At 68.5% G+C, this 12,881-nt stretch carries 8 protein-coding genes and 1 pseudogene; 2 read left to right on the top strand and 7 right to left on the bottom strand.

What is annotated here, in order from left to right; all coding sequences use genetic code 11:
• Positions 1–6 precede the first annotated feature (6 nt).
• The 3 genes from HD597_RS21685 to HD597_RS21675 all read right to left on the bottom strand — a co-directional run bounded on the left by HD597_RS21685 (position 7) and on the right by HD597_RS21675 (position 3,040).
• Positions 7–1,041, bottom strand: coding sequence for a polyprenyl synthetase family protein (locus HD597_RS21685; RefSeq protein WP_253744499.1), 1,035 nt, complete (start codon positions 1,039–1,041; stop codon positions 7–9).
• An 83-nt stretch (positions 1,042–1,124) separates the two neighbouring features.
• Positions 1,125–1,643, bottom strand: a complete 519-nt coding sequence (locus tag HD597_RS21680) for an EF-hand domain-containing protein (RefSeq protein WP_253744498.1) — start codon at positions 1,641–1,643, stop codon at positions 1,125–1,127.
• Between the two features lie 95 nt (positions 1,644–1,738).
• On the bottom strand, positions 1,739–3,040 hold the full coding sequence (locus HD597_RS21675; protein WP_253744497.1) for an NAD(P)/FAD-dependent oxidoreductase: 1,302 nt from the start codon (positions 3,038–3,040) through the stop codon (positions 1,739–1,741).
• A gap of 161 nt (positions 3,041–3,201) precedes the next feature.
• Here HD597_RS21675 and HD597_RS21670 point away from each other — a divergent pair, with 161 nt between their 5' ends.
• Together HD597_RS21670 and HD597_RS21665 are read left to right on the top strand one after the other, a co-directional pair.
• The gene (locus HD597_RS21670) at positions 3,202–5,475 is read left to right on the top strand and encodes a cytochrome P450 (protein WP_253744496.1); all 2,274 of its coding nucleotides are present in this window, start codon (positions 3,202–3,204) and stop codon (positions 5,473–5,475) included.
• Entirely contained in the window at positions 5,472–6,326 is an 855-nt protein-coding gene (locus HD597_RS21665; RefSeq protein WP_253744495.1) for a class I SAM-dependent methyltransferase, read from the top strand. The genes HD597_RS21670 and HD597_RS21665 overlap by 4 nt, the downstream gene beginning before the upstream one ends.
• Before the next feature lie 65 nt (positions 6,327–6,391).
• Here the strand turns inward: HD597_RS21665 and HD597_RS21660 are convergent, their stop codons facing one another.
• The 4 genes and pseudogenes from HD597_RS21660 to HD597_RS21645 form a co-directional block, all read right to left on the bottom strand.
• Entirely contained in the window at positions 6,392–8,635 is a 2,244-nt protein-coding gene (locus HD597_RS21660; RefSeq protein WP_253744494.1) for a rhamnogalacturonan lyase family protein, read from the bottom strand.
• Positions 8,636–8,647: 12 nt separating this feature from the next.
• The gene (locus HD597_RS21655) at positions 8,648–10,090 is read right to left on the bottom strand and encodes a family 43 glycosylhydrolase (protein WP_253744493.1); all 1,443 of its coding nucleotides are present in this window, start codon (positions 10,088–10,090) and stop codon (positions 8,648–8,650) included.
• Positions 10,091–10,207: 117 nt separating this feature from the next.
• Entirely contained in the window at positions 10,208–11,404 is a 1,197-nt protein-coding gene (locus HD597_RS21650) for a family 43 glycosylhydrolase (RefSeq protein WP_253744492.1), read from the bottom strand.
• A 915-nt stretch (positions 11,405–12,319) separates the two neighbouring features.
• A pseudogene (locus HD597_RS21645) lies at positions 12,320–12,472 on the bottom strand (IS5/IS1182 family transposase); the annotation flags it as partial.
• Positions 12,473–12,881: the final 409 nt, after the last annotated feature.

The raw sequence follows: 12,881 nt of genomic DNA, 5'->3' as shown, positions 1-12,881 counted from the left end.
GGGCCGTCAGTGGTCGCGGTTGCCGGCCATGTCGATCAGGAGCAGGAGGTCGGCCGAGCCTGCCGCGGTCGGGCCAACTTCTGCCAGGGCCGCCAGAGCCGCCCGGGTACGCCGGGCGATCTCGGCCCTGACCCAGTCACGGCCTCCGGCGGCTTCGATGAGCCTCTTCACCTGGGCCAGGCCGTCGGCGTCCAGCTCACGGGCATCGTGGTAGATCCCGGCCAGGCGTTCGGCGACCGGGGTTCCGGACTCCAGGGCTGCCATGACGGGCAGCGTCTTCTTGCGGGAGATCAGGTCTGCGCCTGCGGGTTTACCGGTGACGGACGGGTCTCCCCAGATGCCGAGCAGGTCATCGGTGAGCTGCATGGTCATCCCGAAGTCGCGGCCGAAGCGGCCGTACGCCGCCGCGACCGTCTCGTCCGCTCCGGCGGTCAGGGCGCCGAGCTCGCAGGCCGCGCCGGTCAGCGCGCCGGTCTTCTGCTCGGCCATCGCCAGGCACTCGGCGACCGTCACGTCGTCGCGGGTCTCGAAGGCCAGGTCGGCCGACTGGCCCTCGCACAGTTCCTGGACGGCCCGGCTCAGCACCAGCGCCGCTTTCCCGATCGCCACCTGTTGCATGGCCAAGGCCATCAAGGTGTCGCCGGTCAGGATCGCTTGATTGATGCCGAACACCGACCACGCCGTGGGACGGTGCCGTCGCGTCCGGTCTCCGTCCAGGACGTCGTCATGCAGCAAGGAGTAGTCGTGCACCAGCTCGACCGCCGCCGCGGCGGCGAGTACGGGCGGTGCGGCAGCGGCGTCGAGATCGGACGAGGCTTGGGCGCAGGCCAGCACCAAGGCCGGGCGCAGGCATTTCCCCGAGTGTCCCGCCGGTCGCCCTTCGGTGTCCCACCAGCCCATGTGATAGCCCGCGACCCGGCGCAACCGCCCGGGCAGGCCGTCGATCAGCGTGCGCAGGACGGGCTCGGTGAGTTCGCGGGCTCGGGACAACAGTGGCGGCGGGCATGTGCCGGTGCTGGGGTGAGCTCTGCTTGTGGTCATCCATGTCACCGATCCTGTCGTCGGAGCCTCGAGGAGGGCGGCGGCCATCGTCGTGACCGCCACCCGCTGCACAAGGCTGTGTACTAGTTGGGGACGAGCGTCTGGCCTGCCGTCCGGGTCTCGGCCAGCAGGAACTCCTCGAACATCGTCAGGAAGGCGCTGGTGGGGATACGCCCCTGCTGCGCGGTGTCGAGTTCGGCGTAGAACGTCTCGGCCGCGGCGCGCGGGAATCCGATGCCGAGAGCGGCGGTCACGAAGTCGACGCGCTCGATGTACCCGTCCTGATCCAGGTCGCACAGAGTCGCCAGAGACTCCGCGAGCGGCCGGACGGCGGAGGGATAGTTCTGCGGTGTGTGCGGCCGGGCGAACTCCTCGAAGCTCAGCCGGCCGTCGTTGTTCTGGTCGAGCTCGCTCACCAGGCTCGTCCAGTAGGCGTCGATGCTCTTCAGGTATGCCTGCGCCGGTTCGGAGCCCTGGCCGACACCGAGATCGTTGATGATCCGGCGCGCCGCCGTCTCCAGGTCGCTGCTCTCGAGATAACCGTTGGAGTTGGTGTTGAGGACATCGAAGACGGCCTTGATCCGTTGGTGCCGCGCGTCCATGGGGCCTCCTTGGCTACGCTGAGTAATCTTCCAAGCCCATTAGTAGCAGAGCGTTGCCAAGGCATTACCTTCCACAACAGGAACACTTCTCTGTCTCACGGAACGACTCCTTCAACAGGCGCTGACCGGCCGAGATGGGCGAGCACGCGCGGATGCAGCAGTGTGGCGGGGGACGCGGCCAGGTGGATGACCGAGAACAGGCTGCGGTAGACCGCTGGATCATGGGGAGCGTGGTCGAGCAGCCTGTTCAGGGCCCGTGCGGCCAGCCTCGAGGGGGAACGGCGGCGCGCCGGCGCCCAGCCGATGTCCGCGGCGGTGGTCATGAGCCACGGTACGGCGAGCAGCCGCGGCGCCCTGACCGCGAACGTGTCCGGGTCGCGTCCCTCGGCCAGCAAATCCCGCAGCAGCAGCGCCTGCATGGTGATCACGGTCATGCCCTGGCCGTAGACGGGGTTGAGACAGAACAACGCGTCGCCGAACGCGAGCAGCCCCGCCCAGGCTGAGGCGGTCCGGTGATGCAGCCGCCAGCGGTTGGGGCGCACCGCGTAGCCGTGGATGCGCGACAGCGGCCGGCCTTCCGCGATGACGCGGCTGATCTCGGGGTTGCGCAGCGAACGGGCGTAGCGCAGGAATCCGGCCTCGTCGAAGGGGGCCTGCTGATTCATGCCGGTGAGGCTGACGAGCCAGCGGTCCGGCTCGACGGGCACGACCGCCGCGCCGCGCGGGACGAGCGGCGCGGAGGTGAGCTCGACCGCAGGCCGCCATGAGCTGCCCGCGGGGGGTTGGTAGAGGCGGGAGGTGTAGCAGGCCCGGCCGGGCAGGACACGTTCGGGTGGCGTGGGCAGGCCGGCGGCGGTCAGCCAGTGGGGCAGCCGCGAGTGCCGGCCGGACGCGTCCACGACCAGGTCGGCGTCCACGTCCCGGCTCGCATGTCCGCTCACTCCGACACAGCGTGGCTTGCCGCGTTCGGAGGTGAAGCGCAACCGCTCGACGTGGAAGCCCCTCTCCAGCCGCACGCCGGGCAGGGCCAGGACACGCCGGCGCAGGACGCGGTCGAGGACTCCGCGATCCGGCGAGGTCAGCGCCAGGCCGAGCGGTACGTCCGGCGCCCAGCCGCGTGGCAGCATCGCCGCCATCCGGCAGACGTCGAACGTGGCCGCTCCCGTACCGGCCAGCTCTTCCGCCAGCCCGGGGAAGAGCGCTTCGAGACCCCGCATCCCCCGATCGAGCAGGACGTGAACGTGCCGCGCCTGCGGCAGGCCGGGCCGCCGGACGACGTCCGCCGTGACCGGATCCTTCTCCAGCAACGTCACGGCCCGGTAGTGATCGGCCAGTACCCGGGCGGCGAGCAGGCCGGCGAAGCCCGCCCCGACCACGATCGCGTGTTCGTCTCCCACGTCGCTTCTCTCCTGTCACTCAGCACCACCGATGCCTGCTTCGCCACTTCCGGCAGGGGCAGCATTGGCTGTCTCGTCAGCAACTCGCCTCCCTCTGGCCGGCCATGACGAAAGCGTTATCGCTCGATTACCTTGAGTTAAAACTGCAGGAGAGGGGATCCGTGAGTGCATATTCGGGGGCCAAGCAGCACACCGCTCCACGTGAGGAACCCACCGCCGGGGAGGCGCCGCCCGTCTTCTCACTCCCTGATCTGGCCCTGCCCTTTCCCGCTTCCACCGCTCGCCGGGACGGCGAACCGTTGCGGCGCGAAGCCAGCCGCTGGGCCCTCGACCAGGGCCTGATCGGCCCGCGCGGCCACGACCGGCTGCTGAGCTCCCGGCTCCTGGACGCCGGGATCGCGCTCACCGGCGACGCCCCGCGCGAGCGCGCCGTGATCCTGCTGGAATGGGTGCTCTGGACCCTGCTGCTGGACGACCGCATCGACGACGGACGGTGGGCCGACGACGGCGTCCTCGACGCCTTCACCGAAACCGCCCGGCAGATCGTCGAGCACGGCCACGAGCACGGCCACGAGCGCGGGCACGAGCGCGGGCACGAGGATCCGATGTTGCGGACCCTGGCCTGCGACCTGTGGCCACGCACCCGGCGGCTCGGTGACACCGCCTGGCAGAGCGCCATCGCCGGGCACGTCGTCCGGCATCTGCTCGCCCAGTGCCGGATGACCGCCTCGCGGGCTCACGGCCGGACTCCCTCCCTGGCCGACTACACCGCCATGCGGCGCGACCTGCTCGGCGCCGACCTGCTGTTCGACCTGATCGAGGCCATCCACGGCCTCAACACCGCCTGGCCGAGCGATCTCGCCGCGCTCGTCACCCAGCTGCGTGACTGCACGGGTGACGTCCTGAGCTGGACCAACGACGTCTACTCGCTGGAGAAGGACCTGCTGCTGCGCGAGGACGCGAACCTCGTCAAGATCGTCCGGCGCGAATGGGACGGCACCTGGCAGGAGGCGGTCGACACCGCACACGCCATGATCATGCGGCGTGTCGACACCTTTCAGGCCGTACGGAGCGATGTCGGCCGGCACACTCCATCGCCCGACCGCGACAGGGCCCAGGCGCTGGCCGACCGGCTGTCAGCCGCCATGGCCGCGGGCCTGTCCTGGCATCAGTCCGTCGGCCGCTACCACTGGCAACGCTCCGCAGCCACGATCGACACGGCCCGCACGCCCCCGAGCCTGGTGTGGACCGAGTTCGAGCGGGACCCGTACCCGCTGTACGCGCGGCTGCGCGGCCACTTTCCGCTGATGCGCGACGAACTGCTCGACGCGTGGGTGATCAGCCGGTACGACGACGTACGCGCCGCGCTGTGCGACCCGGACGTGTCATCCCAGAGCTACGCCTGGCAGGTCGGCGCCATGGTCGGCCGGACCCTGCTGGAGATGGACGGCCGGGAGCACACCGTGCACCGCGCCCTGCTGTCACCCGCCTTCCGCGGACACGCGGTGAACGCCCTGCGCCGCACCGCCCAGACCACCGCCGCCGACCTCGCCGCCATCACGGCCCGGCAGATCCGCGACACGGGACAGGCGGATCTCACCACCGGCTTCTGCAGGCAACTGCCCATCACCGTGCTGACGCAGGTGCTGGGCCTGCCGGTGGGCGACGCCGAGATCCTGCGTCCCTGGTACACCGCCGGATTCGCGTACATGAGCGACCATCGCCAGGACCCGCTGACGCTCCAGCAGGGCCTGGCCGCCCGCGACGACCTGTACGACTACCTCCGCCCGCACCTGGCCGCCCGCCGCGCCCGCCCCGGCGCCGACCTCATCTCGACCCTGTGCACCAGCCCCGTGAACGGCGAACTGCTGGACGATCAGGAGATCATGGGCTGCTGCGCCGTCCTCCTGGCCGCCGGAGCCGACACCACCGACCGGGCTCTCGCCCTCTTCGCGGCCAACCTGCTCAACAACCCCGACGCGCTCGCGGCACTGCGCCACGACCCGGCCCTCGCCGACGCCGCCTGGGCCGAATCGCTGCGCCGCGACCCGCCCACCCAGATCATCATCCGCCACACCACCAAGGCCATCGACCTCCCCTCCGGCCGCCTCCCCCCGGAGGCCACCGTCGCGTGCCTCCTGGCCTCCGCCAACCGGGACCCCGCCCACTTCACCGACCCCGACCGCTACGACCTGCACCGCACCGCCACCACCACCGACCGGCAGTTCGCCGCGTCGGCCGCCCACCTGGCCTTCGGCGCGGGCCGGCACTTCTGCCTCGGCGCCCACCTGGCCCGCCTGCTCGGCACCACCATGCCGATCCTCCTGCGCGCACTGCCCGGGCTGCGCTGGGCGGACGGCTTCACCCCCACAGAAACCGGTCTGATCAGCCGCGGACCGGTCAGTCTCCTCATCACCATGGAAGGCGAGCGATGACCCCCCTGCCCTCACGGCCCCCACGCACCTACCAGGACGGTGCGCTCAGCCACGCGGTCACCTCCGAACTCGGCCGCCTCCAGGCGCTGGAAACCGCCCGCGACGCCACCACCATCGACCTCATCGAGCGCCTCGAACCGCGACGCGACTGGCACTGCCTGGAACTGGGCGCCGGCGCCGGCTCCATCGCCCGCTGGCTCGCCACCCGCTGCCCCCTCGGCCAGGTCACCGCCACCGACCTCGACACCCGCTTCCTGTCCGGCGACCTGCCCCCGCACCTGCACGTCGTACGCCACGACGTGACCCGCGACACCTTCCCCGACGGCACCTTCGACCTCATCCACGCCCGAGCACTCTTGGTTCACCTGCCCGACCGCGACCAGGTCCTCAAGCGGGCCGCCCAATGGCTGCGCCCCGGCGGCTGGCTGATCGTCGAAGATCCGGACGTCTTCCCTGTCGAGTCCTCCCCCAACGCCCTGTTCAAGCAGGTCGCCCTCGGCGGCGCCCAGCTCCTCGCCGCCACGATAGGCACCGACCTGCGCTGGCCCCGCACCATGCCCGCGCCCCTGACCACCGCCGGCCTCGTCAACCCCGGACTGCACATCGCAGTGGGAACCGTCGGTGACGGAGCCCCCGACGACGCGTTGTGGCGAGCCACCTTCGACCAGGTACGCATGGCCATGACCCAGCACGGCCTCCTCGCGGCCGACGACGCCGCACGGCTCGACCGCCTGCTCGACCAGCCCGACTTCCTCGACGTATGCCTGGCCTTCGTCTCCAGCTGGGCCCAACGCCCCGCCATCTCCACGAGCCGCTCCGCCGGGGTTCGAATAGATCATGGAGCGTCCTAGTCTCGGTGGTTGGTAGTCGTCCGGTGGCGGTGCCGGGGAGTCGCTCCTGTTCCCCGGCACCGGTCCTAGCGAACGTAGACGTTGGGCCGGGGTGGGGTGCTCATGCCGTTGCCGATGAAGAAGCTCGGGTGCGGCGGCTGGTTGTAGGCGGTGTTCTGCCAGGCCAGCGCCACCCGGTACTGCGGATCGTGCAGCAGGGTGTGGATCTTCGTGGAGGTCACGGACGGCGTGGCGTAGATGCGCAGTGCCCGGTTGTCGGTGGTGGGCCAGATGACCTCCTCGCGCCAGTCTCCGAGGATGTCGCCCGACAGGGACGGGGTGGACTTGGTGCCGTTGTTGGAGTGCACGCCGGAGGCGGTCAGCAGGCGGGTCTCGCCGCTGGTGCCGTACTTGTCGATGCGGGTCTGGTCCAGCAGTTCGCGCACCGGGTCGCCGTCCCACCAGGCCAGGAAGTTGGCCGAGGACGGCTGGCGGCCGACCACGGCGCCGGCGGTGTCGCGCAGGCCGTTCTGCCCGGCGCCCGCCGCCCAGGACTCCGCACCCGGGCTGCCGGCGTGGATGTCAGCGGCGACTCCGCGGCCGGGGCCCTCGCCGGAGCTCGCGGCGGTCTGCCACAGCCGCGCTCCGGTCCGGGCGTCGGTCATGTACAGGCCCGGGCTGGCGACCCACTCGGAGATCTTCACGTACTCCAGGCCCGCGCGGGACGGGTTGAAGTCGCCCAGGTGAGCGGCGTCACCATGGCCCAGGCCGGTGTTCCACAGGCCGCGGCCGTTGTCGTCGATCGCGGCGGCGCCGTAAAGGATCTCGTCCCTGCCGTCGGCGTCGACGTCGCCCACGGTCAGGGCGTGGTTGCCCTGGCCGGCGTAGCCGCCGTTGCCGGAGGCGTTGGAGTCGAACGTCCACCGCTTGACCAGCTGGCCGTTGCGGAAGTCCCAGGCGGCGATGACGGCGCGGGTGTAGTAGCCGCGCGCCATGATCAGGCTGGGCCGCTGGCCGTCCAGGTAGGCGGTGCCGGCCAGGAACCGGTCGACGCGGTTGCCGTAGGTGTCGCCCCAGGAGCCGACGTTGCCGCGGGGCGGGTCGTAATCGACGGTGGACATCGCGGCGCCGGTCTGGCCGTTGAACATGGTCAGGTACTCGGGGCCGGACAGGATGTAGCCGCCGGAGTTGACGTAGTTGGCGCTCGCGTTGCCGATGACGGTGCCGCGCCCGTCGACGGTGCCGTCGGCGGTCTTCATCGCGACTTCGGCGCGGCCGTCGCCGTCGTAGTCGTACACCTGGAACTGGGTGTAGTGGGCGCCGGCGCGGATGTTGCGGCCCAGGCTGATCCGCCACAGGCGGGTGCCGTTGAGCTTGATGCCGTCGATGTGGATCGGGGTGGTGACACCGGACTGGGAGTTGTCCTTGGCGTTGTTGGCCTCCCACTTGAGCACGATGTCCAGCTGCCCGTCGCCGTCCAGGTCGCCGACGGAGGCGTCGTTGGCGTGGTGCTCGGCGGAGGGCGGCGTGATCGGCACGTCCAGGTAGCCGCTGCCGAAGCGCAGCGAGGTCTCCGACACCGGTCCCTCGGCGCCGCCGGTGACCGCCCGCACCGTGTACGTGGCACCGGCGTCGGCGCCGGAGTCCAGGTAGTTGGTGGTGTCGGTGACGTTCGCGATCCGGGTGCCGCCCCGGTAGACGTTGAAGGTGGTGTCGCGGGACTCGGTGCCCAGCAGGCGCCAGGACACCAGGTTGCCCGACCCGGAGCGCACGCTGATCAGGCCGCGGTTGAGATCCTCGACCTGCTTACCGGCACCGGGCTCCGGCGTATCAGTGGTGACGCGGAAGGTGGCGTCGGCTCGGTCCACCGCGGTGCTGATCGGGTCGAGGCGCAGCAGGTAATCGGCGTGCCGGATATAGCGGTCGGGGAAGTTGAAGGACTGGAACGACGCCGCTGACGCGTCCGACAGGCCCGCGACACGGCGGAACGTGGCGTCGGCTCGGAACGTCGCGCTGCCGTCGTTCTGGACCAGGGCGAAGTCGTAGTTGAAGTGCCGCAGGTAGTAGCCGGGATAGTTCGACGATTCGAAGGACACGGCGGAGGAGTCCGCCAGGCCCGGCACGATATTCCATTCCGCGTCCGCCGCCGGGCTGACGTTCGCGTCGATCCGTACGTCGAAGTCGATATGCCGTACGTACCGGTCGGGGAGGTTCACCGACTGCAACCGGCTCAGGGCGGCGGCGGAGACGGACGTGTCGATGGCTGACGCCGGAAGCGGCGCCAGCAGAACCGCCACCATCGCCACCAGGGCGATGCGCAACTTCCTCATGATGTGCTTCCTTCAGTTGGTGACGCGGAAGGTGGCGTCGGCGCGGTCCACCGCGGTGCTGATCGGGTCGAGGCGCAGCAGGTAATCGGCGTGCCGGATATAGCGGTCGGGGAAGTTGAAGGACTGGAACGAGACCGCTGACGCGTCCGACAGGCCCGCGACACGGCGGAACGTGGCGTCGGCTCGGAAGGTGGCGCTGCCGTCGTTCTGGGCCAGCGTGAAGTCGTAGTCGAAGTGCCGCAGGTAGTAGCCGGGATAATTCGACGATTCGAAGGACACGGCGGAGGAGTCCGCCAGGCCCGGCACGATCCGCCACTGTGAATCCGCCGCCGGGCTGACGTTCGCGTCGATCCGGACGTCGAAGTCGACGTGCCGTACGTACCGGTCGGGGAAGTTCACCGACTGCAACCGGTTCAGCGTGGTGGAGGGGCCGGACGGCTCGCCGGACGGGCCGGCCAGGATGGTGGAGGTCGAGACCGGTACGCCCAGGTTGGGGGTGCCGTCGGCGTTCCAGGAGATCTTCTGCACGCGGGTGGTGCGGGTGGTGCCGCAGCCCTGGGTCGACGAGGAGTTGGCGTGGTAGGCGATCCAGGCTTCGGTGCCGTCGGGGGAGGTGAAGAAGGAGTGGTGGCCCGGGCCGTAGACGCCGTTCGCGTCGTTGCGCTGGAAGATCGGGTTGGCGAACTTGCTCCACGAGGATGCCGCCAGCGGATCGCCGCCGCGGTACTCCAGCATGCCGAGCTTGTAGTTGGGGCCGTTGCAGTGGCTGGCCGAGTAGGTCAAGAAGGTCCGGCCGTTTCGCTGCAGCGGGAAGGAACCCTCGTTGACGGCACCGTTCTGGCGTTCCCAGGCCAGAGTCGGGGCGGAGATCCGCCTGCCATGGGCGCTGGCGGTCCACGGGTTGGACATCGGTGCGATGAACAGTGACTGCAGGCCGTCGGAGGCAAAGGCGGAGTACGTCAAGTACAGGTTGCCGTTGAGTTTGAGCACGCTGGCGTCGATCGCCCATCCGTTGTTGGGCATCAGGTTGACGACTCCGCGGATGGTGTAGGGCCCCATCGGGTCGGAGCCGGCGCTTTCGGCGACGTGCGTGCGGCGGGGAAGGCTGCCCTGCTCGATGGAGTAGTACAGGTACCAGCGGTTGTTGATCATCTCCAGGTGCGGGGCCCACATCGTGTTGCCGCCGGTTTGCACGACAACCTGTTCAGGGGCGCTGTAGAGGCCGGCGATCGTCGGGGAGCGGCGCATGACCACATTGGCCGACCACGTGGTGGCGACGTAGTAGTAGAAGCCGTTGTGGAAGAGCAGCGTCGGATCGGCGCTGTTGGGAGTTCCAACGACGGGGTTGGCGAAGGAAGGCCCGGGCGCGGCGTCGGCGCGACTGGAGCCGGCGGCGGTGTCCAGGGTGAGGACCAGCAGGCTGGCCATGGCGAGCAGCAATATCCGCCATGCCATTCCTCGGGAAAGGGAAAATAACAAGAGTCACTCCTGACATCGTTTGAATCTCGGCAATACCAGGGATGGGGCGGGACGATGTGGGCCGACCACGCCCCGGCTCTGGTCTCGCGTGGGCTAATAGGCGAAAGGCCAGCCGGCGGAGTCCCAGCCGAGTTTGTTGATGCCAAGCAGGGACGCGCCGTTGTCGGCGTAGTAGTGGTAGAAGAGGATCGATCCGTCGTTGTCGTCCAGGTAGGCCTGGTGGCCGGGGCCATGGATGCTGCCTCGGCCGGCCAGGATCTCGGTGCCGCCGCCGGAGTTCATCGCCACCCCGTTGCGGTCGATGAAGGGGCCGTTTACCGAGGTCGAGCGGCCAACCATGATGCGGTACGTGCTGGAGGCGCCGCGGCAGCAGAGATCGAAGGAGACGAACAGGTAGTAGTAAGTGCCGTGTCTGATGAGGGTGGGCGCCTCTATGGCGGTGCTGCCCTGGCGTCTGGCGACGCTGGTAAGGGCGGTACCGGTGCGCCTGCCGGTGGCCGGGTCGAGCTGGATCTGCTTGATGCCCGTCCAGAACGAGCCGAAGGTCAGCCACCAGCGGCCCTGTGTGTCGATGGTCATGTTGGGGTCGATGGCGTTGAAGGTGTCACCGTTGCGGGATTCGATGACCAGGCCCTGGTGGGTCCACGACCCTGAGGCGCCGGTAGAGGATGTGGCCAGAAAGATCGCCGAGTGCTGAGAGCCGAAGCTGGAGGCGGAGTAGTACATGTAGTACCGGCCGTTCGCAAAGGTGATGTCGGGCGCCCACACGTGATTGCCGCCGCCGGTGTAGGGATGCGCCCACGGGACGCCTCCAGGGAAGGCCGACCCGGCGTTGCGCCAGGTGGTTCGGTCGGTGGAGGACTTGAGCGAGATGTTGTTACCGGTGTGGGCCAACAGGTAGGTGCCGCCGGGGGTCTTGGTCACCTCCGGGTCGTGCACGCCGATGTCACCGGTCACATATCCGGGCCGCGGGTAGGAGGCCGGGGGGATGGTGGGGCCACCCGAGCCGCCGAGTTTGACGAGGCGCCATTGCTGGTTGGCGCCGCCGAGATCGGTGTACTGCGCCAGGCGGGCGCCGTCGGCTGTGGACCACTCCCAGGTTTCCAGGGCCTTGCCGCTGTGGCGATTGACCAGGATGTAGGAGGCGTCGGTGTCGATGACGGCCGCGGCGGCTGGGGGTGCGTTCACGAGTGACTGGCATAACGCGAGCAGTATGCCGACGGTTGCCACGAGAGCGGCGGCGACACCACGGCGGATGCGTCGGATAGGAGGGCTCGGGAATCTATTCATGGGTCCTCTTTTCTGCGGGAGCCAACGGAGTGAGTCGTCGCAGCATCGTCAACGCCGAGCGTAATGGTCGCGGTAATCTCGTGAGATCTACAAATGTCCGCGATCACCTGAACGCCATGCCTTGTTATCGCTAACATCGGTGCTTGCATATGTGTTCGCAAGATCCAAGGATATTAGGGTTCCGGTCTTGCCCTAACGTTGTTTTCGTCAAGGGGCCCGGAGGCGCTGGTGGGGAAAGCGGCTCCAGCTAGCCTGCGCCTGGTCGGCCACGGCGACGAGCACGCCAGAAACTTGACCAGCTTACAGATAAAACGACTTCCGGTCGCCAAGCTGCCTGTTAACGCTAACAAAGTTGGTTATCCACGACACCTCCGAAGGTGGGGAGATATCCGACCGTTGCGACGGGCATCACTATGAACCTGGCATGCATCATGCGTCAAGGGTCGGGCAGCGAAGCGGAGACCGGGAGCGCGTCGCGGTGCCGGAGCAGATCTACCCGGCCACCGGACAGCCGCTCCAGGAATTGGTAGCGCTGGCAGCGAAAAGAGTCGCGGACACCCGGAAGTGAACCTCTGAGGCCAAAAATTTCGTACATATAGCGAAAGTTTCGGCGAGATGCCCAAGGTGAAAGTTTCACCCCATTGATTTCACCGAAGACCGCCGTGGCCGCGATCTGGTCTACCACGCCCAGCCGGCATATGAGCCTGCTGGTGCTGGTCCTGGCCTGCGGCTACTGCAGAGGTTCCGGGCTCGCGCAAGGCCGGCGGCGATGAGGTTGTTGCCGGTCCACCCGATCTACGGCCAACCGTCCATCAATGACGTTCGAATGTGATGGTCCGCCAGGCCGTCGTTGGCGCTGTGCCGCCGGGTGATGTTGTAGAAGTAGCCAGGAGGGCGTTTGTTTTGAGTAGATCAGCTCGTGGGAAGAGGTTCGTAATCGCGGGCTGAACGGCGGTACAGCATGAGCCGGCCCAGACTTCTTTCGACTACCCAGCGGCGTTTGACGACTTGGAAACCGCGAGAGTCGGGTCTTCTTGCGACGACTTCGACGTCGATGCCTGTACGCGCCGGTCCGGAGACTCCAGCGACCGTCTTCACCGGTTCGGCGGCGTCGGGAATGCCTTCGATCATCAGCTTGATGACGGCGTCGGCAACGGGCAGGCGCTTGTCAGGAGGGATCTGGTCATAGGCTTGCCGGGCCAGACGCTCCCATTCCAGGTGGAAGGACCACGGTGAGATCGTCACCGCGTTGCACGATCTCGTGGTTGTCGCCGGGGGCAGGGCATGCTCGATCACGCGGCCCAGTCTGATGACCTGCGTACTCCCGGCGGCTGACGAAAAGCAGCCGCCGCACAAGTGCCGCGGACCGTCACCAGAGGGGACGGATACGCGGGGTCGGCCCGCGACTTTGGCCACGGCCGAGCGCGGATTGTCGTAGGTGCGGGGGCCGGTACGTTCAGGCCGGCTTATCGATGCA

The organism is Nonomuraea thailandensis, from assembly GCF_024172165.1.
Lineage (GTDB): Bacteria > Actinomycetota > Actinomycetes > Streptosporangiales > Streptosporangiaceae > Nonomuraea > Nonomuraea thailandensis.
Note: the sequence above shows the minus strand (reverse complement) of the source record. Positions and strands in the feature narration are given on the sequence as shown.

Coding starts and splice junctions, on each gene's coding strand:
- HD597_RS21655 (WP_253744493.1), bottom strand. CDS start 10,090: ATGGCATGGCGGATATTGCTGCTCGCCATGGCCAGCCTGCTGGTCCTC.
- HD597_RS21650 (WP_253744492.1), bottom strand. CDS start 11,404: ATGAATAGATTCCCGAGCCCTCCTATCCGACGCATCCGCCGTGGTGTC.
- HD597_RS21660 (WP_253744494.1), bottom strand. CDS start 8,635: ATGAGGAAGTTGCGCATCGCCCTGGTGGCGATGGTGGCGGTTCTGCTG.
- HD597_RS21685 (WP_253744499.1), bottom strand. CDS start 1,041: ATGACCACAAGCAGAGCTCACCCCAGCACCGGCACATGCCCGCCGCCA.
- HD597_RS21680 (WP_253744498.1), bottom strand. CDS start 1,643: ATGGACGCGCGGCACCAACGGATCAAGGCCGTCTTCGATGTCCTCAAC.
- HD597_RS21665 (WP_253744495.1), top strand. CDS start 5,472: ATGACCCCCCTGCCCTCACGGCCCCCACGCACCTACCAGGACGGTGCG.